The organism is uncultured Stenotrophomonas sp., from assembly GCF_945952405.1.
GTDB lineage: Bacteria > Pseudomonadota > Gammaproteobacteria > Xanthomonadales > Xanthomonadaceae > Stenotrophomonas.
This window is the reverse complement of the sequence record NZ_CAMFIA010000007.1, coordinates 191309-212723: the sequence shown is the minus strand read 5'-3', so window position 1 is coordinate 212723 and position 21415 is coordinate 191309. Positions and strand designations below refer to the sequence as shown.

17 protein-coding genes are annotated in these 21415 nt (G+C 67.4%); 5 read left to right on the top strand and 12 right to left on the bottom strand.

The window, feature by feature from the left end:
* Nucleotides 1-131 precede the first annotated feature (131 nt).
* Nucleotides 132-2855, top strand: a complete 2724-nt coding sequence (locus Q0P60_RS09905) for a TonB-dependent receptor (RefSeq protein WP_294991990.1) — start codon at nt 132-134, stop codon at nt 2853-2855.
* Nucleotides 2856-2966: 111 nt separating this feature from the next.
* Nucleotides 2967-5321 (top strand): family 20 glycosylhydrolase, encoded by a 2355-nt coding sequence (locus Q0P60_RS09900; RefSeq protein ID WP_294991987.1) that lies wholly within the window; start codon nt 2967-2969, stop codon nt 5319-5321.
* A 111-nt stretch (nt 5322-5432) separates the two neighbouring features.
* Here Q0P60_RS09900 and Q0P60_RS09895 read toward each other — a convergent pair whose 3' ends face one another.
* Nucleotides 5433-5825 (bottom strand): VanZ family protein, encoded by a 393-nt coding sequence (locus Q0P60_RS09895; RefSeq protein WP_294991984.1) that lies wholly within the window; start codon nt 5823-5825, stop codon nt 5433-5435.
* Nucleotides 5822-7006, bottom strand: a complete 1185-nt coding sequence (locus Q0P60_RS09890; RefSeq protein ID WP_294991981.1) for an SAM-dependent methyltransferase — start codon at nt 7004-7006, stop codon at nt 5822-5824. Before Q0P60_RS09890 ends, Q0P60_RS09895 begins: the two co-directional genes overlap by 4 nt.
* Nucleotides 7007-7065: 59 nt before the next feature.
* Here Q0P60_RS09890 and Q0P60_RS09885 point away from each other — a divergent pair, with 59 nt between their 5' ends.
* The gene (locus Q0P60_RS09885; protein WP_294991977.1) at nt 7066-7803 is read left to right on the top strand and encodes a pteridine reductase; all 738 of its coding nucleotides are present in this window, start codon (nt 7066-7068) and stop codon (nt 7801-7803) included.
* Nucleotides 7804-7862: 59 nt separating this feature from the next.
* Here the strand turns inward: Q0P60_RS09885 and folK are convergent, their stop codons facing one another.
* On the bottom strand, nt 7863-8348 hold the full coding sequence (gene folK / locus Q0P60_RS09880) for a 2-amino-4-hydroxy-6-hydroxymethyldihydropteridine diphosphokinase (protein WP_294992083.1): 486 nt from the start codon (nt 8346-8348) through the stop codon (nt 7863-7865).
* 94 nt (nt 8349-8442) lie between these two features.
* Between folK and Q0P60_RS09875 the strand changes: the two genes are divergently transcribed.
* A complete protein-coding gene (locus Q0P60_RS09875) occupies nt 8443-9186 on the top strand; it encodes a 20S proteasome subunit A/B (RefSeq protein WP_294991972.1) in 744 nt (247 codons plus the stop codon).
* A 73-nt stretch (nt 9187-9259) separates the two neighbouring features.
* On the opposite strand, the gene Q0P60_RS09870 is transcribed toward Q0P60_RS09875, so the two are convergent.
* From Q0P60_RS09870 to Q0P60_RS09855, 4 genes are all read right to left on the bottom strand, one after another.
* Complete coding sequence (locus Q0P60_RS09870; protein WP_294991968.1) at nt 9260-10771, bottom strand: hybrid sensor histidine kinase/response regulator; 1512 nt, start codon at nt 10769-10771, stop codon at nt 9260-9262.
* A gap of 4 nt (nt 10772-10775) precedes the next feature.
* On the bottom strand, nt 10776-11216 hold the full coding sequence (locus Q0P60_RS09865; RefSeq protein WP_005411057.1) for a response regulator: 441 nt from the start codon (nt 11214-11216) through the stop codon (nt 10776-10778).
* Nucleotides 11213-13030, bottom strand: coding sequence for an ATP-binding protein (locus tag Q0P60_RS09860; RefSeq protein WP_294991963.1), 1818 nt, complete (start codon nt 13028-13030; stop codon nt 11213-11215). The genes Q0P60_RS09865 and Q0P60_RS09860 overlap by 4 nt, the downstream gene beginning before the upstream one ends.
* 230 nt (nt 13031-13260) lie before the next feature.
* Nucleotides 13261-13644: a BON domain-containing protein gene (locus tag Q0P60_RS09855; RefSeq protein WP_294991959.1), complete on the bottom strand. Its 384-nt coding sequence runs from the start codon at nt 13642-13644 to the stop codon at nt 13261-13263.
* Nucleotides 13645-13815: 171 nt separating this feature from the next.
* On the opposite strand from Q0P60_RS09855, the gene Q0P60_RS09850 reads away from it, so the two are divergent.
* Complete coding sequence (locus tag Q0P60_RS09850; RefSeq protein WP_294991955.1) at nt 13816-14859, top strand: oxidoreductase; 1044 nt, start codon at nt 13816-13818, stop codon at nt 14857-14859.
* Between the two features lie 96 nt (nt 14860-14955).
* Here Q0P60_RS09850 and gnd read toward each other — a convergent pair whose 3' ends face one another.
* The 5 genes from gnd to lipA form a co-directional block, all read right to left on the bottom strand.
* Nucleotides 14956-15861: a phosphogluconate dehydrogenase (NAD(+)-dependent, decarboxylating) gene (gene gnd, locus Q0P60_RS09845; protein WP_253133471.1), complete on the bottom strand. Its 906-nt coding sequence runs from the start codon at nt 15859-15861 to the stop codon at nt 14956-14958.
* Between the two features lie 10 nt (nt 15862-15871).
* Entirely contained in the window at nt 15872-17110 is a 1239-nt protein-coding gene (locus Q0P60_RS09840) for a hypothetical protein (RefSeq protein ID WP_294992080.1), read from the bottom strand.
* A gap of 17 nt (nt 17111-17127) precedes the next feature.
* A complete protein-coding gene (locus Q0P60_RS09835) occupies nt 17128-17718 on the bottom strand; it encodes a DUF2242 domain-containing protein (protein ID WP_294991950.1) in 591 nt (196 codons plus the stop codon).
* Nucleotides 17719-17877: 159 nt separating this feature from the next.
* Nucleotides 17878-20055, bottom strand: coding sequence for a carboxy terminal-processing peptidase (locus Q0P60_RS09830; RefSeq protein ID WP_294991947.1), 2178 nt, complete (start codon nt 20053-20055; stop codon nt 17878-17880).
* 349 nt (nt 20056-20404) lie between these two features.
* Complete coding sequence (gene lipA, locus Q0P60_RS09825) at nt 20405-21415, bottom strand: lipoyl synthase (RefSeq protein WP_294991943.1); 1011 nt, start codon at nt 21413-21415, stop codon at nt 20405-20407.

Genomic DNA, 21415 nt, shown 5'->3' with positions numbered 1-21415 from the left:
CTTCAACGCAATCGCAGCACGCAGTACGTGGCACGCCAACGCACGGGACTTCGCCGCCGCCCCGCGCATGTCATCGCAACCGTAACCGAACACCGCCGCCGGCATCCAATCGAGTGATGAGGAGAGACATCATGAACACCCGCAAGACCCTGCTTTCGGCCGCCATCGTCAGCTGCATCGCCTTCAGTGCGCACGCGCAGCAGGCCAGCCAGAACGCCACCGACCTCGACACCGTGCAGGTCACCGGTATCCGTGGCTCGATGGAAAAATCGCTGGACACCAAGCGCGAAGCCAACGCGCGCGTGGAAGTGGTCACCGCCGAAGACGTGGGCAAGCTGCCCGCGCACAACGTCGCCGACACCCTGCAGCGCCTGCCGGGCGTGAACATCAGCTCGTCCAGCGCCGACGAAGGCGGCTTCGATGAAGCCGACCGTGTCAGCCTGCGTGGCACCAGCCCGAGCCTGACCCAGACCCTGATCAACGGCCACACCGTCGGTTCGGCCGACTGGTTCGTGCTCAGCCAGGGCAACAACGTCGGCCGCAGCGTCAGCTATGCGCTGCTGCCGTCGGAACTGGTGCGCTCGGTGGAAGTGAACAAGTCCTCGCAGGCCAAGCTGCAGGACGGCGGCACCACCGGTACCGTCAACATCCTCACCCGCAAGCCGCTGGAGTTCTCCAAGCAGATCTCGGCGGAAGCCTCGATCGGCGCGGTGCGCTCGGACCAGGCCAAGTCGAATGATCCGCAGCTGTCGGCGCTGTTCAACTACAAGAATGATGCCAACACCTTCGGCGTGATGGTGCAGGCCTTCAGCCAGAAGCGCGAGCTGCGCCGCGAAGCGCAGGAAATCCCGGGCGGCTTCTTCAAGATCGACCCGACCGGCACCGTTGCCCAGTCCCACCCGGACCTGGCCGGCGTGTATGCGCCGGGCCTGCTGGGCTCGACCCTGTTCGAGCAGACCCGCGAGCGCAAGGGCGGCCTGATCTCGCTGCAGTTCAAGCCGATGGACAACCTGACCCTGGGCCTGGAAGGCTTCAGCTCGGAACTGAAGGCGAACAACTACAACCGCAACTTCATGCTGTGGGGCGGCCGCATCCTCAATGACCGCACCATCGAAGTGAAGGACCCGGTGACCGGCGTGGTCAGCAAGCAGCTGATCCCCGGCCAGGCCCCGAACCCGGGCTACGTGGTCAAGGATGGCGTGCTGACCAATGCCACCTTCGCTGGCCAGGCCGACCGCGACTACGCGGTGTACGACATGATCTACCGCGAGTCGAAGGCGAAGACCAACTACATCACCTTCGATGCCGACTGGCAGATCAGCGACAGCCTGGGCATGAAGTTCCAGGCCGGCAGCACCAAGGGCACCGGCGATACGCCGCGCCAGTACATCGCCGAGGTCAACCTGGCCCGTGGTGGCGGCGCGACCTGGGCCACCCACGGCAATGGTTCGCCGATCGACTGGAACGTCGGCGGCAACATCAGCCCGAGCGGCGTGACCGACTTCGGCACCTGGGGCAACCAGCAGGTCACCGCGATCGACAAGGAAAAGTGGGTCAACGTCGACTTCAACCAGTACTTCAGCGACGCCGGCGCACTGAACTCGATCGACTTCGGTGCCCGCTTCGCCGACCACAAGCGCGAAGCCAAGTCGCCGGAAGGCGCCACCCCGGGTGCGATCTGGGATGCGCTGAAGAATGGTGCGACCGCCGGCTTCCCGGGTGGATTCGCCAGCAGCATCGGCGGCAACTTCCCGCGCGACCTGTGGTACTTCACCCCGGGTGCGCTGAAGGATGCGGTGATCAACAACTCCACCTGGCTGTCCGGCAATGACGGCCCGACCGGCCGCCACAACTACGGCGCCGAGTGGAAGGTCGCCGAGAAGAACTTCGCCGGCTACGTGCAGGCCAACTTCAGCGGCGACCGCTGGAGCGGCAACGTCGGCCTGCGCTACGTCAACATCAAGCAGGACATCAACACCTACCAGGCGGTCACCGACGCAGCCAATGCCGACGTCAGCAGCCTGTTCGGCATGTGGAAGTCGCTGTCGTTCGACAACAAGCACGACCGCATCCTGCCCAGCGCGAACCTGAAGTTCGATCTGGCCGATGACCTGGTGTTCCGCTTCGCTGCGTCGCAGACCCAGACCCTGCCGGACTTCTCGGCGCTGGGCGCTTCGACCTGGGGATCGGACCTGAACAAGACCGGTGGCGGCGGCAATCCGAAGCTGAAGCCGGTGCTGTCGACCAACTTCGACGCCAACGTCGAGTGGTACTTCATGCCGCGCGGCCTGTTGTCGGTCGGTGCGTACTCGATGAACCTGAAGGACTACGTGGCCTTCGGCACCCAGACCCAGATGCTGTTCAGCGAACTGACCCACCAGCTGGAGGCCTACCAGGTCTCGGTGCCGGTCAACGCCGACGGCAAGGTCACCGGCATGGAAGTGGCGTACGAGCAGCCGATCGGCGAATACTTCGGCGTCAACGCCAACTACACCTACGCCGATGGCAGCACCTCGCACACCTGGGCCGACGGCAGCCACAACCTGCTCGGCACCTCGAAGAACACCTACAACGTGGGTGCCTACTTCGAGAACGACACCTTCGGCGCACGCGTCAGCTACACCCGCCGCTCGTCGTTCCTGATCGGCCTGTCCGGCGCCAACCCGTACTACCAGGATGCGTTCGGCACCCTGTCGGTATCGCTGAGCTACAAGGCCACCGACTGGATGAGCGTCAGCTTCGATGCGCTGAACCTCAACAACCCGACCTACAAGTACTACCAGAGCGCGGCTACCCCGACCTCGTTCTACAGCAACGGTCGCCAGTACTACCTGAACTTCCGCTTCAAGTACTGATCCAGCGGCGGCAACATCGCCGAGTCGTGCACGCACGCCGGGCCTGGGTCATTCCGGGCCCGGCGTTTTTCATGTATAGCGTTCATCGCACCGTTCCAAGGAGTCGTTCCGATGGTCAAGCCTTCCCGCGCCAGGATGCGCAGCGCCGTGCTGCTGGGCAGCCTGCTGGCCCTGCTGCCGGCCACGCCGGCACTCGCCGCCGATCCCACACCCGCCGCCGAAGCACCCGGCCCGCAGCTGCGCGCCGGCAGCCTGATGCTGATTCCGGCCCCTGCCAGCGTGCAGGCCGGCCAGGGCAACGGCATCACTGTACGCAGCGATACCGTGCTGCAGGCCGAAGGCGAAGCCGCGCAGCGGGTCGCCACCCAGTTCGCCGACCTGCTGGCCCGCAGCGGCGGCCCGCGCCTGTCACTGGCCACGGGCAAGGCCTCGCAGCGAAGCGCGGGCATCCGCTTCGAGATCGTCCCGACCTTCCGCGACAGTGGTGAAAGCTACACCCTGGAAAGCACCGCGCAGGGCGTGCTGGTGCAGGCCGGCAACGAGACCGGCCTGTTCTACGGCGCGACCACCCTGGCCCAGCTCGCCACCGGCGGCAGCAACGGCGTCCTGCCGGCGGTGCAGATCCAGGACGCGCCGCGCTTCAGCTGGCGTGGTTTCATGCTCGACTCGGCGCGGCATTTCCAGAGCCTGGACGAGATCAAGCGCGTGCTCGATGCAATGGCCGCGCACAAGCTCAATACCTTCCATTGGCACCTGACCGATGACCAGGGCTGGCGCATGGAGATCAAGCGCTACCCGAAGCTGACCGAAGTGGGCAGCTGCCGCCTGCCGGCCGGCGACGGTGGCATCGATCCGGTCACCGGCCAGGAGCACCCGTACTGCGGCTTCTACACGCAGGCGCAGATCCGCGAGGTGATCGCCTATGCAGCCAGGCTGCATATCCAGGTGATCCCGGAAATCGACGTACCCGGCCACGCCACCGCGGCGATCGCCGCGTATCCGGAACTGGGCACGATCGACACGCCGCTGAAGCCGGTCAGCGAATGGGGCGTGTTCCCGAACCTGTTCAACGTTGAAGACAACACCGTCACCTTCCTCGAGAACGTGCTGGAAGAAGTGATCGAACTGTTCCCGGCCAAGTACGTGCATGTGGGCGGCGACGAGGCGGTAAAGGACCAGTGGGAGGCCTCCAGGCAGGTGCAGCAGCGCATGCGTGCGCTGGGCCTCAAGAATGAGATGGCCATGCAGAGCCACATCATCAAGCGCCTGGAGACGTTCCTGGAGGAACACGACCGGCGCCTGATCGGCTGGGACGAGATCCTCGAAGGCGGACTGCCGCCGCAGGCCACGGTGATGTCGTGGCAGGGCACCGAAGGTGGCCTGGCCGCCGCCAGCGCCGGCCACGACGTGATCATGTCGCCGGTCGGCTACCTGTACCTGGATTACCTGCAGACGGCCTCGCCGAATGAACCGCCGGGCCGCCCGACCCAGGTCAACCTCGGCAAGCTGTACAACTTCGAACCGGTGCCGGCGGAACTGGCCGCGGACAAGCGCGGGCACATCCTCGGCCTGCAGGCCAACATGTTCACCGAGCACACGCGCAGCTACGCACGCCTGCAGCACAACCTGTTCCCGCGCCTGGCGGCGGTGGCCGAGACCGGCTGGAGCACGCCGGAACATCGCGACTTCCGCGATTTCCTCGCACGCCTGCCGGCGCAGTTGCAGCGCTACCGGGCCTGGGGCCTGGCTTACGCGCAGACCCCGTTTGAGGTGGGCGTGGACTACAGCGACAACCGCGCGGCCAACACGGTCACCGTGTCGCTGGCCAATCCGCTCGGCTATGAGGTGCGTTACAGCACCGGTGGCCAGCCGGTGACTGCACAGTCGCCGCTGTACCAGCACCCGCTGACCGAGACGCTACCGGCCACCGTGCAGGCCGCCGCGTTCTACCAGGGCCAGATGCTGGCCGCGAGGCCGACCCTGGCAGCATTCACCGCGCAGTCGCTGCTCAGCCGCCGTAGCGATGAACTGCTCAGCTGCGTGGGCAAGAAAGGCCTGGTGCTGCGCCTGGAAGACGATGGCCCGCGCGAAGCAACGCGCGCGGTGTTCAACGTCGACATCTTCCAACCGTGCTGGCGCTGGCCGCAGGCACAGCTGGACGGCATCGGCAGCGTGGAAGTCCGTGCCGGCCGCATTCCGTACTACTTCCAGCTTGCCCATGACGAACCCAAGCGCCGCTTCGAGAAGGCCCGGCGTGCGCACGGCGAGATGCTGATCCGCCGCGGTGACTGCAGCGGCAAGGTGCTGGCCGAGGTTCCGCTGCCGGCCCAGCCCGATGCCGATGGCTTCGTGACGCTGCGGGCAACGCTGCCGAAGAGCGCGCAGGGCAACGCGGACCTGTGCATCAACTTCACCGGTGACACGCGGCCGGCGATGTGGGTGCTGGACGAGGTCACGCTGAAGTAACACCAGGCCGTGCCTGGTGGTGGTGGAGGTGCCGGCGTGGGTCGGCACCTCCCGGCCCCATCCACGCGTGGCGTGGATCTACGGGTAGGTGCCAACCTGGGTGGCACGCTCTCAGCCGCGCCAGCGCAGCAGCAGATCGCGCAGCGGGGTCAGTGCCGTGGCCATGCCGGCCAGCACGCCGATCGTGTTGGCGATCGCATCCATCGGATCCGCCGTGCGGTTGCTGGTCAGTGCGCCCTGCGCGAACTCGATGCCGATGCCCATCAGCACCAGGCCCACGCCCACCCACAGCAGCGGCCGCCCGCGCCGGAACAGCTGCACCGCGCTGCCGGCCAGGATGAAGTAGGCAAGGAAGTGCTCGCCCTTGTCACTGTTTTCCGGCAGCGGGATCGGCGGTGGCGGGATCAGGCAGACCACGATCACCAGCAGCACCGCCAGCGCCCACAACACGCTCCACAGGCGCGGCCGCCGCAGCGGCTTGATCATCGGCACTCCAGGGTTCACAGGCGCCAGCTCAGGTCACCCAGCTCGAACGCCGGCTCGAAATCGACGCCGCGCTGCAGGCCGATCGCCTGGAAACGCTCGCCCATCTCGGTCGGCAAGGTCAGCTTCTTCACCTGGTCGCGCAGCTGGATGCGGCCGACCTCATCGGTACGTTCCTCGGCCAGCATCAGTACCTGGTCCAGCCCGTTTCCAAGCAGGAAGCTGGCCTGGCTGCAGTAGCCGGCCAGCTCGAAGCCGCCGTGCGCGCCGGCCTCGGCCATCGCGGTGAAATCCACCGATGCGGTGATGTCCTGCAGGCCTGGCCAGCGATGCACGTCGTTGTGCACGTGATGGCGGTAGAACGCGCGCACCGTGCCATCGTCACGATCGTGCTGGTAGAACTCGCCGCGGCTGTAGCCGTAGTCGACGAACAGCATCGCGCCGCGCTGCAGGCCGCCGGCCACGGCCTGCAGCCAGTACGGCAGCTGCGGCAGCACTTCGGAACGGTAGCCGTCAGCGAAGGGCTTCTCCAGGTAGCGCTCGATATGGCGTACCGCACCGTTGAGCAGGATGTCGGCCGGCTGCGCGCCGCGGATGAAGTTGCCTTCGGCATCCAGCTCCACGGTTTCCTCGTAGACCTCGCCCTCGCTGATCAGGAAGCGCGGGGTCGGCAGCGCGTCGATCACCTCGTTGGCGAACACCACGCCCTCCCAGTCCTCTTCGAACGGGCGGTCGACCCAGTCCACGCGCGCGGCCAGTTCGGCCGGCAGGTTCTGCTGCAGGCGCTGCTGCTGACGCTCGCGCAGGTCGGCGCTGGGTTCAAGGATGGCGTAGCGCGATGGCAGTGCGTCCAGCTCGGCCAGGCGCAGCAGCACCGCCTCGGCGAAGGCGCCGGTACCGCCGCCCAGCTCCAGCATCCGCGCCTGCGCACCCAGCTGGGCGAATACCGGCGCCAGCGCATGGGCCACGCTGCCGGCAAACAGGCTGCCGAGCTCGGGCGCGGTGGTGAAGTCACCGCTGCCACCGAACTTGCTGGCGCCGGCGCTGTAGTAGCCCCACCCGGGGGTGTACAGGCACAGTTCCATGAACCGCGAGAACGGCATCGCCCCGCCCTGTGCAAGGATTTCGGCACGCAGGGCGGCGGCCAGCTGGTCGCTGTGGGCCAGGGCATCGGCTTCGGGCAGGGGGAAGGTGGGCTGCATGGCGTCTTCGAATGCGGTGACAATGGTGCACAGGATAGCCGAGCCTTGGAGGACCCTCGATGAGCGACACCCACCCCGTGGTCCTGATCACCGGCAGCGCGCGCCGGATCGGCGCGGCCATTGCCCGCCAGTTCCACGCCTGCGGCTGGTCCGTGGTGCTGCACGCGAATACCTCCAGCGCCGAGCTGCAGCAGGCTGCGTTCGATTTCGACAACGTGCGCCCCGGCAGCGTGCTGGCCCTGCAGGCCGACCTGCGCGACGCCGACGCCCTGCCCGACCTGGTGGAACAGGCCATCTCGCACTTCGGCCGCCTGGATGCGCTGGTCAACAATGCCTCCAACTTCTTCCCCACCCCGCTCGGCCAGGTCACCGCCGAGGCAATGGACGAGCTGTATGCGGTCAACGCACGCGCGCCGCTGCTGCTGTCACAGGCGGCAGCCCCGTACCTGCGCCGCCAGCAGGGCTGCATCGTCAACCTGACCGACCTGCACGGCACCGATCCGATGCGTGACCACATCGCCTACACCATGGCCAAGGCCGCGCTGGAGATGGCCACCCGCTCGCTGGCGCTGGAGCTGGCGCCCAAGGTGCGGGTCAATGCGGTGGCCCCCGGTGCGATCCTGTGGCCGGAACAGGGCAAGGACGATTTCGCCCGCGAGGCACTGCTGGCGCGCACGCCACTGGCCCGCATCGGCACGGTCGAGGAGATCGCCGAAGCGGTGTACTGGCTGGTGGCCGAGGCCAGCTTCGTCACCGGCCATACCCTGCGCGTGGACGGCGGGCGTACGGTCAGCTGAAAAGGTGCCGGCCAGCGGCCGGCACTACCGGCAGTGCCGGCCGCTGGCCGGCAACCTCGTCATTCCAGCTCCACCACCTCGAAGGCCGCGCCATGCTGCGCGTGCGCACGCCACAGCGTGGCCAGGTCCAGGCCGCTGACCGGGTCGATGAAGTCCGGCGCGATGTCCGCCAGCGGCTTCAGCACGAAGGCATGCTTCAGTTCCGGGCGTGGGATGCGCAGGTGGCCCGGGCCTTCCACCACCAGGTCGCCATAGAACACCACGTCGATGTCCAGGGTGCGGTCGGAGAAGCGCGGGCCGCTGCGATCACGCCCATGCGCATCTTCCAGCGCATGCAGCCAGTCATCCAGCTCCTGCAACGGCAGCTCGGTCTCGATCGCCACCGCATTGTTGAGGAAGGCCGGGCCATCGAAGCCGACCGCGGCGGTACGGTAGGCGGGCGACACCTGCAACGCACCGAAGCGCTCGCGCAGGGCCGTCACCGCGGCGTGGAGGTAGCGGCGGGGCTGGACGTTGCTGCCCAGGCTCAGGAGCACGGTGGTCATGCGGTTCAGGTGACGGCACTTGGGGAGGGGCGTGGACATGCCGTCGTCACGGCGGCCTGCCTACAATCCGGGACGCACATGATAGGGCACCGACATGACCTATTGCGTTGGAATCGAGGTCGACGAGGGCCTGGTCTTCGCCGCCGACACCCGGACCAATGCCTCGCTGGACGATGTGCGCGTGCACCGCAAGCTGCACGTGTTCGAGTACCCCGGCCAGGCAACCTACGTGCTGATGGCGGCTGGCAACCTGGCCACCACCCAGCTGCTGGTGTCGCGCCTGGCGCGCGATGCCCAGGAACGACGCACGCCCAACCTGCACGACATGGCCCATCTGTTCGAGGCCGCCGGATACGTTGGCCAGCTGCTGGTGGACAGCCAGGTGCACAGCAGCCACAGCGAACACGGCCATGACGGGGTCAATACCCAGGCCACGCTGATCTTCGGCGGCCAGATCGCCGGCGAGCGGCCGGGGCTGTACATGATCTATCCGCTCGGCAACGCCATTGCCGCTTCACCGGAGACGCCCTACCTGCAGATCGGCGAATCGAAGTACGGCAAGCCGATCCTCGATCGCATCCTCAGCCCGGCCACGCGGCTGGAAGATGCTGCGCGCACCGCGATCGTCTCGCTCGATTCCACCATCCGTTCCAACCTGTCGGTGGGCCTGCCGATCGACCTGGCGCTGCTGCGCGACGGCGAACTGCGCATCGGCCAGCAACTGCGCCTGGGCGCGGACTCGGCGCTGTATGCAGACATCCACCAGAACTGGTCACGACGGCTGGAACAGGCGGTGGACAGCCTGCCGCGCTTCCCGTGGGAAAACGCGGACCGGTAGTGCCGGCCGCTGGCCGGCAACCGCGGTGATCCCGCCGCGCGCAGATGCCGGCCAGCGGCCGGCTCTACAGCCACTAGCCCAGCGCTTCGGCCACCGCGCGGAACACCTGCTGCATCTGCAGCGGCTTGCGCAGCGCGTGCACTTCCACCCCCTGCGGGAACGCATCGGCCGGAACCGCCACGGCCGCGTCCTCCAGCACCAGCGCGGGGCCGCGATACCCCAGCGCCGCCATCTCGCCCAGCAACTGGCTGGCCGGCAGCAGCTTGGAACCGGCATCGGCAATCACCAGCGCCGGCATCGCCTCCTGCTGCATCCAGCGCAGCGCGGCCGGGCCATCGGACGCCAGCTGCAGCTGGTAGCCCTGGCTGGACAGCGCATTGCCAAGCAGCGACAGGCGCGTGGCTTCGCCATCGACCACCAGGATCGACTGGCCACTGCCCAGCGCCACCAGCTGTTCGATCGGCTCGCTGCCATCGATGGCCTCGTGCATCGGCAGACGCAGTTCGAAGCAGGTGCCCTGCCCCGGCTGGCTGCTGACATGGATGCTGCCGCCGGCACCTTCAACGATGCGCTTGCAGGAAATCAGCCCCAGGCCGGTGCCATCGGCCTTGGTGGTGAAGAACGGGTTGAACAGGTGCGACAGCGTGTCCGCATCCATGCCGATGCCTTCATCGGCCACCCGGATATGCATCCAGTCCACGCCATCGCGTTGGCCGGCATGACTGGCGATGAGGCTCAGGCGTCCGCCGTCCGGCATCGCCTGGATCGCGTTGAGCGCCAGGTTCAGCATCACCTGCTGCAGTTCGGTGTAGTTGGCATCGACCACCAGCCCTTCATCCTGCACCTGCAGTTCCAGGCGCACCGCATCGGGCACGTTGCTGCGCAACAGCAGGGCCACCGCATCGAACAGGCCATCGATCTCGATGCGTTCGCTCGGCTTGCGCGAACCACGCACGAATGACAGCATCGATTCGGCCATCTCGTGGCCACGACGGCCGCACTCGGCGATGACGTCGGCCAGGTGGTGCAGCTGCGGGTCTTCGGTACGTGCCTTCAGCAGGTCCGGCATGATCAGCAACGGCTGCAGGATGTTGCGCAGGTCATGGCTGAGGCCGGCAGCAAGCAGCGACAGGCTTTCCAGGCGCTGTGCGCGCATCAGTTCGGTTTCCACGCGTGCTCGCTCGATTGCGCTGCGTGCATCGCGGATCGCACGCGCCACCGCCGACGGCAGGCGCGCCGGCAGATGCTTGATGATGTAGTCGTTGGCCCCCTTCTGCAGCGCCGCCACCGCGTTCTCCTCACCCATGGTGCCGGAGACGAAGATGAAGGGCACTTCCGGCGAGGTCTCGCGCACGATGCGCAGTGCATCGTCACCGGAGAAGCCCGGCATGCTCAGGTCGGACAGCACGATGTCCGGCTGGAACGCAACCAGCGCCTGGCGCAGTTCCGCCTCGCTCTCGACACGCTCGAAACGGGCCTCCAGGCCCGCATCGAGCATCTGCTCGGACATCAGCTCGGCATCTTCCGGTGAGTCCTCCACCAGCAGGATGCGCAGCGCCCCCAGGGCGGGACCGGTCAGGGGCATGGGCTCACTCGAGTTCCGGTGCCTGGTTGATCAACGCCCAGAACTTGCCCAGCGTCTGCACCGCTCCGAAGAACTGGTCCACGTCCACCGGCTTGACCACGTAGGCATTCACGCCCATGTCCCAGCTGCGGGCGAGGTCGCTTTCCTCGCGCGAGGACGACAGGATCACCACCGGCAGGCGCTTGAGCTCCTCGTGCTCGCGGATCTGCCGCAGCACTTCCAGGCCATCCATGCGCGGCATCTTGATGTCCAGCAGCAGCACCGCCGGCAGGCCTTCCTCGCGGTTGGCGAAGGCACCACGGCGCAGCAGGTAGTCCATCACTTCCACGCCATCCTCGACGTGCACGATGGGGTTGGCCAGACGCGCCTCTTCCAGGGCATCGATCGCCATCTCGGCATCGGCCGGGCTGTCTTCGGCAAGAAGAATGGTGCGCAGAGTCGTCATGCAGAGGGACCTTGTTTGTCCGCGTCGATCGCGGGAGGCAGATAGAAGTGGAAGGTGGCGCCGACGTCCGGTTCGGCTTCAGCCCAGATGCGGCCACCATGCCGTGTCAGCACGCGGCGCACGCTGGCCAGGCCGATGCCGGTACCCGGGTAGTCACTGGCCTTGTGCAGGCGCTGGAACACGCCGAACAGCTTGCCGGCGTAGGCCATGTCAAAGCCTGCGCCATTGTCGCTGACCGTGAACTGATGACCGCCATCGGGCTGGGCCTGGTAGTCCACGCGGATCTTCGCCGGCTCGCGGTTGCCCGAGTACTTCACCGCGTTGCCGAGCAGGTTCAGCCAGACCTGGCGGATCATGTTCTCGTCGCCCACCACGATCGGCAGCGGCGCGATGCTCCACTCCACCTGGTGGCGCTGGCCACTGCCCTCAGCCTCGGCCTGCAGGTTGGAATCGAGCATGGCCCGGGTATCGGCGACCAGCGACTGCATGTCCACCGCCTGCTGGCGCATCGCGGCGCGTCCCAGCCGCGAATAGACCAGCAGGTCATCGATCAGCGCCGCCATGCGCCGCGCCGAGCTGGAGATCACCTCCAGGTAATGGCGGCTCTTGTCATCGGCGGCGTCGCCGAGGTGGCGCGACAGCTTGTCGGAGAAGCCGGCCACGTGGCGCAGCGGCGCGCGCAGGTCGTGCGAGACCGAATAGCTGAATGCCTCCAGCTCGCGGTTGACCTCGGATACCTGCGCGACCTTGCCTTCCAGCTGGCGGTTCAGTTCTTCCACGCGCAGCTGCACCGCACGCTGCATGGTGACGTCACTGACAGTCAACAGCACCACTTCATCATCGGTATCCGGCAGCGGCATGCGCCGCGCGTTGAGCAGCATGTAGCGCGCCATGCCATCGGCGGTGCGCTGCTCGTGCTCGAGGTCCCACAGCTCGCGGCCGCGCAGCAGTACATCGGACAAGCGCTGGCGCACCACCGTATCCTTCCAGGCACCGTCACCCACGGACTCCAGCAGCAGGCCGTCGGCAAGCTCGTCCTGCAGTCCGTACAGCTCGGCGAATGCGGGATTGTGCAGCTGCACGCGCAGGTCACGGTCGAGCAGCACGATCGGTTCGCGCACGGTCTGCAGCACCGACGCCGCGCGCGCGGCCGAGCGCAGGGATTGCCGTTCGGCATGCAGGCGACGGCCGATCTGCCTCTGCAGCAGCCACAGCACCAGGCCAAGCAGCGCCAGCTGCACCACCAGCGAACTCCACGCCACCAGCTCGGTCTGCTTGCGCTGGCGCGCCGCCTGCTCGGCACGCAGGGTCAGCAGCTTCTGCTCGCTGGCCTGCAGTTCTTCGACCAGGCCGCGAATGGGATAACGCGTGCTCAGGTCCTGCACCAGTTCGCGCTGGTCACTGTTCGGTTCGGACTTGGCCAGCTCGCGGGCCAGCGCCATGCGCCCTTCCAGCATCGATTCGATGCGGCCGATGCGGATCAGCTGGTCGGGATTGTCGCGGGTCATCCGGCCCAGTTCGGCCAGTCGCCCCGGAATATCGTTGGCCCGTGCCATGCGCTCGCGCAGGCCGGGCGCGTCGACGCCCTTGGACAGGGTGAGCGCGGCCGATTCGACGTCACGTACATCGGCCTGCAGCTGCTGCAGCGCAATGCCGACCGCCTGGGTGTGGTTGACCCAGGCCATCGCCTGCTGGCTGTCGTCCTGCAGTTTGCGCAGCGTCAACCACGGCACCACGATGATCGCGGCGGCCGCCAGCGCCAGGGCCGGCAACCGCCAGCGGTCCCAGATGTCGTCACTGAAAACCAGCGCCATAGATCCTCTTCAGCACGGCCGCAGGGCATCGGCCGGGACCAGCCCGGCTGCGGCGGAACCGGCAATATAGCGCAGGCGGTCACAACTCTGGGCTTTCCAGCCCGGTTGGCTGAACGGGTTACGGCATTCCTGCCGCGCCGGGCCTTGCCCGGCGCGTGCGACCGGGGGCCGAGCATGGCTCGACGCTACACAGGGGCGGGGCGCCCCGCCTGGGGCGCCCGCCGGCGGCATCAGCGCTTGGCGGCGGCGCTGACCTTCAGAGCGGCAGCATCAACGCGGGTCACGCCCTTGATGCCCTTGGCGGTGGTGACCGCCTTGTCATGCTCGGCCTTGGTGGCCACGGTGCCACTGAGGCTGACCACGCCGTTGACCGTTTCCACCTTGATTTCAGTACCCGGAACGTTGCTGCTGGCCAGCAGATCAGCCTTCACCTTGGTGGTGATCCAGCTGTCGGTCACCGGCTCGTTGGACTCATGCCGGTCGGCATGGGTCATTGCCGCATCGGTCTTGGGCGGGCTCTTCGCGGCCGGATCCTTGGCGAACGCGGCCGAGGAGGACAGTGCCAGGCCCAGCGTCAGGGCCGAGGCAATCAGCGTGCGGGTCGTATTGCTCATCGTGTCGTACTCCTTCGGAATGTGCTGCCAGTCTGGACAAGCCGCTGTAGAGCAGGCGTAGCGTTGCGGTCATGCCGCCGTGAATCGCACCGTTTGCAGCGGCAACGGTTCAGTTTTGGCATGCCCGCCACCGTCGTTTACCCTGCCCTTCCCCACTGCCGGAGTCCTGGCATGCGCCCCGACCTGCAACTGGCCCTGATCGGCTACGGCCTTGCCGGCCGCGTCTTCCATGCGCCACTCATCCAGCACACGCCGGGCCTGGTGCTGCACAGCATCGTCAGTTCGCAGCGCGACACGCTGCTGCGCGCGTTCAGCGACGTGCACGTGCGCGCCACGCCGCAGGAGGTGTTCGACGACCCTGCGGTGGATGCCGTGGTGATCGCCACACCGAACGCGCAGCACGCGCCGCTGGCGATCGCAGCGCTGGCAGCCGGCAAGCACGTACTGGTCGACAAGCCCTTCGCACTGGACATCGCCGAAGCGGAAACGGTGCTGGCGGCCGCGCGCGAAGCCGGCCGCATCGCCACCGTGTTCCAGAACCGGCGCTTCGATGCCGACTTCCTCACCCTGCAGGCCCTGCTGGCGGAAGGCACGCTCGGCGATATCGCCGAGTGCCATGCGCATTTCGACCGTTACCGCCCACAGGTGCGCGACCGCTGGCGCGAGCAGGATGGCCCCGGCAGCGGGCTGTGGTACGACCTCGGCCCGCACCTGCTGGACCAGATGCTGGTGCTGTTCGGCTGGCCCGAAGCGATCGATGCCGATCTTGCCGTGCAGCGCGAGGGGGGCAGCGGCATCGATTACTTCCATGCGGTGCTGCACTACCCGCGGCATCGCGCGATCGTCCACGCAGGTTCGCTGGTGGCGGCGCCCACGCCGCATTTCAGCGTGCACGGCAGCCGCGCCAGCTGGATCAAGCACGGCGTGGATGTGCAGGAAGCGCAGTTGCGGCGCGGCAGTGCGCCCGGCGCGCCAGGCTGGGGCATCGATCCACGGCATGGCGAACTGCTGCGCTGCGATGCCGAAGACAACGTGCAGCGCAGCACCGTCGACAACCTGCCCGGTGACTACCGGCGGCTGTACGCGCAGTTCGCAGCGGCGATGCATGGGGAGGGCCCGGCCACGGTCAGCCCGGCGCAGGCCCTGCAGCTGATGCGGCTGTTGCAGGCCGGCATGGACAGCGCGCGCGAAGGGCGGCGGGTGCCGTTGGGATGACCGGCAGGGCTGCGCCCTGCACCTGCCGAATCAACGGCAACGGCAACGCGGCATCCATGCCGCTCCCCCCTCAACCGGACCCACCCGGCTTGGTGCTTACGACTTCTTGATCGCGTGGCCGCCGAACTCGTTGCGCATCGCCGACAGCAGGCGGTCGGTGAACGAATTGGATTCACGCGAACGCAGGCGCTCCAGCAGCGACAGGGTGATCACCGGTGCCGGCACGTCCAGCGCGATCGCTTCGGCCACCGTCCAGCGGCCTTCGCCGGAATCCTCCACATACGGCGCGATACCGTCCAGCGACGGATTGCGCTTCAGCGCTTCGGTGCTCAGGTCCAGCAGCCACGAACGCACCACACTGCCGTGTCGCCACACCTCGGCCACCTGGGCCAGGTCCAGCTCCATCTCCTGCTTGCGTTCCATCAGCGCGAAGCCCTCGGCATAGGCCTGCATCATTCCGTATTCAATGCCGTTGTGGACCATCTTGGTGAAGTGGCCCGCGCCGGACGGGCCGACACGCGCCCAGCCGCGATCCTCGGCCGGCGCCAGCGTGCGCAGCAACGGCGCGATCTGCTCGACCACCGCCGCTTCGCCACCGACCATCAGGCTGTAGCCTTCCTGCAGGCCCCACACGCCACCGCTGGTACCGCAGTCAACATAGCCCAGGTCATCCTCGGCCAACGCCTTCGCGCGGCGGATCGAGTCCTGGTAGTTGGAGTTGCCACCGTCGATGACGATGTCACCCTCGGCCAGGTGCGGGGTGAGCTGGCCCAGGGTCTGGTCCACGGTTTCGCCGGCCGGCACCATCAGCCACACCACGCGCGGCACCGGCAGCGCGGCCACCGCGGCGGCCAGCGAATCAACCACCTCCAGGCCAGCCTCGGCGGCGCGCTGGCGGGCGCCCTCGCCCGGGTCGTAGCCGACCACGCGGTGGCCGCCGCGATGCAGGCGCTGGGCCATGTTGGCGCCCATGCGGCCGAGGCCGATCATTGCAATATCCATTGTTTCACCTTCAGTTGGGGTCTAGGGTCAGGCTGCCTGGCCTGCCGGTAGCCGCGCAGTGGCGCAACTGCGCCTCGCGCCAACGCCGGTAGAGCGTGGTATGCAGATTGTGCACCGCCAGGTCGATCGAGAACGGGGTTCGCGGGTTGCGATCGAGCAGGCGGGCGATGTGGTAGCCGATGGGACGTATACCGCGTGGATGCACATAGATCACGAACTGCTGGTAGAACGGATCGTCCAGCAGCTGGTCCATGCGTACCAGCGCAGCGTGGTAGCGCGGGTCCAGCGCGGCGCGCAGCGCGGGGTCGCGCTCGAACAGCAGGCGCTCGAAGTAGCGCAGGCCAACACGCGGGATGCCCTGCGCGAGCTGCCACAGCTCGGCATTGCGCTGGTCGTACCAGGCCAGCCCGCCGTGCAGGGCCAGGGCCTGCGCAGCGCCGTCGCCCACGTCCACCACCACGAAGTTCTCGGCCTGGTTGCTCAGGTCGTCCAGCGTGCCCTTGTCGTACACGTGCTCGATGAAACCCGGCACGCCGACGAAGGCCTGGCGCCCCATCGCCGCCGTGCGCACCGCCTTGCCATCGGCAAAGAACTCGCCGGCATGCGCGCCGAGCAGGATGCTGTCGGTCCGGTGCAGGGCGAGGAAGGTACCAATCGACAATTCGCCGGGTGCGAACCCGGTATCGAATGCGGCGTCGCCATACAGCTCGCGCTGCGTGGCCAGCTGCGCGACCTGGCGACCGACGCCACATTCGGCACGCACCGCACCGCCGTAGAACGCCTGCAACGCGCGGCTGTTGCCTGCGCTGGGAATGAAGCCGCGGCCGAAACTGCGCGTGCGCTGCCACCCCTGCGCCTGCGCGCCCTGCAGGCCGAAACCGATCCAGCCCAGTTGCGGGCCGGAAAAGCGGAAGCCGGGATTGTCCTGTAGTGCCGAAGCCGCACGCCGCGTGGCCGCTCCAAGTTCAAAGGCATAGGCACAGAGCGTGGCCGGATCGTCCAGCAGCTGCTGCAGTAGCGCCTGCCGTGCAGCAGCAGGCAGGCCTGCCGGCCAGCGCACCTGCAGATCGCCCGCCGCCTGCGCCTCGGCCAGCGAGGCCCGGGTGCATACCGGCCCGCCGTGCACCTGCAACGCGGGGATCTCCGCTTCGTCGAAGCGCCATCCCAACCGCTGCAGCAGGCCCTGGGTGCAGTCCACCGGCGCAGACGCCATGGCCAGCACGGGCAACAGCAGCAACGCCATGCCCATCAAGCTGCCGCGCACGCTCACCCCTGGTCCGTGCTGGCGGGTACCGGTTCGGGAGGTGCAGCTGCAGGCGGAGCAGGCGTGCCAGCGTCGGCGGGCAGGTACTGCTGCAGGCGCTGGAAGAAGCGCTGATAGAAACCGGCATCGGTGACCGTGCTGCTGGCCACTTTCACCAGCGAGTCGTCATTGCTGCCGAACGGCAGCGACACCGAACCCAACGCCCCCACGCCGACGCTGGCCGAGGTCGGGCTCTTCTTCAATGCGTAGCGATCCTGCACCGCACTGACGAACACCAGCGTCTGGTTGCCACGCGGCGCACAGGAGATACGCAGCACCAGCTGCTCGTGGTCGTCTTCGCGGGGCTGGAAATTCTTGTTGCCTTCCACCTGCGCCTCATCGGAACGGGCGATGGCATAGCCCTGGCTGAGCAGGGTGCGCCGTGCCGCCTCGCAGGCATCACCCGGGCGACCCTCCACGGTGCGCGAAAAGGTGTCGCCGGAATCGAAGGATTCACGCAGCAACGTGCTGTCGGCGGCGCGACCACCACACGCCGACAGGATCAAGGCGCTGCCGAGGGCCACGGCAGCGCTGGAAAGACGGGAGGCCCGCATGGGTACTCCTGCGAGAACGGTACCGCCAAGGGTAGTCCCGCCGCCGTGTGCGGCAGGTCGAAAGCGCGCCTGCCCGCCCCCGCCGTTGCGACCCGTTCATGCACAAGCAGAAGGGCCGGCGATGCCGGCCCTTCGGGTGTCACGCGCCGTTATACCGGCTCAGTCGGCCCAGCGGCCGGCGCCGGTGGACTGCGGCAGCACCTGCGCCGACAGCGGACGGTCGTTGGCCAGCAGGTTCACCGCGTCGGCCAGGATCGAGGCCGACTCGCGCAGCAGCGGGTCCGGACGCTTCTCGGCGGCCTTCTCGCGGGCGGCATCCTTGACGATGTCACGCTCGTTGCCGGTCAGGCCGTCGTCGCTGCTGTCATCGGCCAGCGGGTCCAGGGCCAGGCCCAGTTCCTTGCGCATCACCTGGCGCTGCTTGCGCTGGGTGTCCTGGCGCTCGCGCTCGGCGCGGCGGGTGGCCTCGTTGAGCGAGATGTACTTCTTCGCTGCCTCGGTGCGGAACTGCTGCACGTCCTCGTTCCACCACTGGAATTCCTTGTCGGACGCGATGCGTGCGTCGTGCCGGGTTTCCAGCTTCGGCAGCAGCGGCGCGAAGTTGCCGTACTGGGTGTGCGGCACCGCGGCGATGCGGGTCCACGGCAGCGCGTTGTCGTAGGTGCTCTCGCCGAACTCGGTGGCATCGACGCTGGCCGGGAACGCCAGGTCCGGCACCACACCCTTGTGCTGGGTGCTGCTGCCGCTGATGCGGAAGAACTGGGCGATGGTCAGCTTGACCTGGCCAAAGCGCTGGGTCTCGCCACTCGGCCAACGGTCGAGGTCGACGATGTTCTGCACGGTGCCCTTGCCGAAGCTGGTCTCACCGATCACCAGGCCACGACCGTAGTCCTGGATGGCGCCGGCGAAGATCTCCGAGGCCGAGGCCGAACCGCGGTTGATCAGCACCGCCAGCGGGCCATCCCACGCCACGCCCTGGTTGCGGTCGCTGTTGACGGTGACGCGGCCACCGGACTCGCGCACCTGCACCACCGGGCCCTGCTCGATGAACAGACCGGTCAGTTCGATCGCTTCATCCAGCGAACCACCGCCGTTGTTGCGCAGGTCCAGCACCACGCCGTCCAGCTTGTCGTTCTTGAATCCGGCCAGCAGCTTGGCCACGTCGCGGGTGGCCGACGCATAGTCGGCGGCATTGCGACGGCGGCCTTCGAAGTCCTGGTAGAAGGTCGGCAGCTTGATCACGCCGATCTTCCGCGCCGGTTCGCCATTGGCCGCCGGAATGGTCATGGTCTCGCCCTTGGCGGCCTGTTCGGCCAGGCGCACCTTCTGCCGGGTCAGCACCAGCGTGTGGTGCTTGCCGTCGGCACCCTCGGCCGCCGGAATGAACTCCAGCTTGACCTGGGTGTCCTTGGCACCACGGATCTTGGCCACGACATCGTCGATGCGCCAGCCGATCACGTCCTCGACCAGGCCGGACTTGCCCTGGCCGACGCCGACGATGCGGTCACCCGGCTTCAGCGTGCCATCCACCGCAGCCGGGCCGCCGGCGATGATCTCGCGGATCACCACCACGTCGTCCTGGCGCTGCAGCTGCGCGCCGATGCCTTCCAGCGACAGCGACATCGCCTGGTTGAAGTTCTCGGCGGTACGCGGCGTGAAGTAGTCGGTATGCGGATCGACGGCGCTGGTATAGGCGTTCATGAAGAACTGGAAGACGTCTTCGCCCTTCAGTTCATTGACCGACTTCTCCAGCGTCGCGTAACGCTTGTCCAGCGTCTTGCGGATGTCATCCGGCTTCTTGCCGGCCAGTTTCAGGCGCAGCCAATCGTTCTTGACCGACTTGCGCCACAGCTCATCCAGCTCGGCGCTGCTGGCCGCCCACGGCACCTTCTTGCGGTCGTACTCGAAGCGCTCGTCGGTAGTGAAATCCGGCTCCTGCTTGAGCAGCTTGCGTGCATAGGCCACGCGCTCGCCGACGCGCTGCTTGTAGACCGCGAACACCTGGAACGCAGGCTCCAGCTCGCCGCCACGGATGGCCGAGGAGATGTTGGCTTCGAACGGCGCGAAACGCGCTACGTCGGCCTGGGTGAAGTACTGCTTGCCACCGTCCAGGGTCTCCAGGTAACGCTTGAACACGTCCTTGGAGGTGGCCTCGTCCAGCGCACGCGGGCGGTAGGCGTAGCGGCTGTCGGACAGCAGGCCGTATACCAGCTTGGAGGTGGTCACCTGATCGGCGGTCGCCGCGGCGGGCAATGCGGGCGAGTCGGCCTTGGCCGCCAGCGCCAGCGGCGCAACCAGCGCCAGGGCCATCAGGAATGCGGGGGCTTTGAATTTCATTGACGTGCTCGAAGGCGCCTTGCCAAGGGGGAGACTGCAGGGTGTTCAGACACCACGACAGTGCCGAAAGTTGCCGGGTTTGTCACCCGCCCACGTCCGGTGGAAAACCAGCCTAGCGGGGCCGGTGTAGCAAATTGTGAATGCAGGCGAAGGCAGCGGCAGCCTTGTAGAGCCGAGCCCCTGCTCGGCTCTGTCCGGAAGCAGCAGCCGAGCATGGGCTCGGCTCTACAGGAGAGGCTGGGGTGTGCGGACCAACGGTCCGCACCCACCGGCAGAGAGGGTCCGCTCCCACCGGCAGAGAGGGTCCGCTCCCACCGGTAGAGAGCATCCGCCCCCAACCGGCGGAGCGTCAGGAAATCCCGGCGCCCTTGGCCTGCACGTCGGCGTGGTACGACGAGCGCACCATCGGGCCGGAGGCCACGTGGCTGAAGCCCAGCTCGTAGCCGTAGTCTTCCAGCGCCTTGTAGTCCTCGGGGGTCCAGTACTTCAGCACCGGATGATGGTGCGCGGTCGGCTGCAGGTACTGGCCGATGGTGATCATGTCCACGTCGTGCGCGCGCAGGTCGCGCATGGTGGCCTTGATCTGTTCGAAGTCTTCGCCCAGGCCCAGCATGATGCCGCTCTTGGTCGGCACCTCCGGGTGCTGCGCCTTGAAGTTCTTCAGCAGGTTCAGCGACCACTGGTAGTCCGCGCCCGGGCGCACGTTGCGGTACAGGTCCGGCACGGTCTCGATGTTGTGGTTGAACACGTCCGGCGGGTTCTGCGCCAGGATCTCCAGCGCGCGCTCCATGCGGCCCTTGCCACGGAAGTCCGGGGTCAGCACTTCGATGCGGGTGCCCGGCGACTTCTCGCGGATGGCGCTGATGCAGTCGACGAAGTGCTGGGCACCACCATCACGCAGGTCATCACGGTCGACGCTGGTCACCACCACGTACTTCAGGCCCATGTCGGCCACGGTCTGGCCGAGGCTGGCCGGCTCGTTGGCATCCGGCGGCTTCGGCCGGCCGTGGGCCACGTCGCAGAACGAGCAGCGGCGGGTGCAGACCTCGCCGAGGATCATGAAGGTGGCGGTGCCGTGACCGAAGCATTCGTGGATGTTCGGGCAGCTGGCTTCCTCGCACACCGTCACCAGGCGGTTCTCGCGCAGCTTGGCCTTCAGGTTCTGCACCGCATTGCCCGAGGGAATGCGCACGCGGATCCAGGAGGGCTTGCGCAGCACCGGCGCGTCGGCGAACTGCACTGGCGAGCGGTTGATCTTGTCACCGCCCAGCTGCTTGACCCCGGCCTGCAACGGCGCGGCGGACGGAGAGTCGCCCTGCACGATCTGCAGGGGAATGGAACGGGCGGTGGTTTCAGTCAT

Excerpts from the sequence above, each read along its gene's own strand:
- Q0P60_RS09905 (WP_294991990.1), top strand. The coding sequence starts at position 132 with ATGAACACCCGCAAGACCCTGCTTTCGGCCGCCATCGTCAGCTGCATC.
- Q0P60_RS09900 (WP_294991987.1), top strand. The coding sequence starts at position 2,967 with ATGGTCAAGCCTTCCCGCGCCAGGATGCGCAGCGCCGTGCTGCTGGGC.
- Q0P60_RS09890 (WP_294991981.1), bottom strand. The coding sequence starts at position 7,006 with ATGCAGCCCACCTTCCCCCTGCCCGAAGCCGATGCCCTGGCCCACAGC.
- Q0P60_RS09885 (WP_294991977.1), top strand. The coding sequence starts at position 7,066 with ATGAGCGACACCCACCCCGTGGTCCTGATCACCGGCAGCGCGCGCCGG.
- folK (WP_294992083.1), bottom strand. The coding sequence starts at position 8,348 with ATGACCACCGTGCTCCTGAGCCTGGGCAGCAACGTCCAGCCCCGCCGC.
- Q0P60_RS09875 (WP_294991972.1), top strand. The coding sequence starts at position 8,443 with ATGACCTATTGCGTTGGAATCGAGGTCGACGAGGGCCTGGTCTTCGCC.
- Q0P60_RS09870 (WP_294991968.1), bottom strand. The coding sequence starts at position 10,771 with ATGCCCCTGACCGGTCCCGCCCTGGGGGCGCTGCGCATCCTGCTGGTG.
- Q0P60_RS09865 (WP_005411057.1), bottom strand. The coding sequence starts at position 11,216 with ATGACGACTCTGCGCACCATTCTTCTTGCCGAAGACAGCCCGGCCGAT.
- Q0P60_RS09860 (WP_294991963.1), bottom strand. The coding sequence starts at position 13,030 with ATGGCGCTGGTTTTCAGTGACGACATCTGGGACCGCTGGCGGTTGCCG.
- Q0P60_RS09855 (WP_294991959.1), bottom strand. The coding sequence starts at position 13,644 with ATGAGCAATACGACCCGCACGCTGATTGCCTCGGCCCTGACGCTGGGC.
- Q0P60_RS09850 (WP_294991955.1), top strand. The coding sequence starts at position 13,816 with ATGCGCCCCGACCTGCAACTGGCCCTGATCGGCTACGGCCTTGCCGGC.
- gnd (WP_253133471.1), bottom strand. The coding sequence starts at position 15,861 with ATGGATATTGCAATGATCGGCCTCGGCCGCATGGGCGCCAACATGGCC.
- Q0P60_RS09840 (WP_294992080.1), bottom strand. The coding sequence starts at position 17,110 with ATGGGCATGGCGTTGCTGCTGTTGCCCGTGCTGGCCATGGCGTCTGCG.
- Q0P60_RS09835 (WP_294991950.1), bottom strand. The coding sequence starts at position 17,718 with ATGCGGGCCTCCCGTCTTTCCAGCGCTGCCGTGGCCCTCGGCAGCGCC.
- Q0P60_RS09830 (WP_294991947.1), bottom strand. The coding sequence starts at position 20,055 with ATGAAATTCAAAGCCCCCGCATTCCTGATGGCCCTGGCGCTGGTTGCG.
- lipA (WP_294991943.1), bottom strand. The coding sequence starts at position 21,415 with ATGACTGAAACCACCGCCCGTTCCATTCCCCTGCAGATCGTGCAGGGC.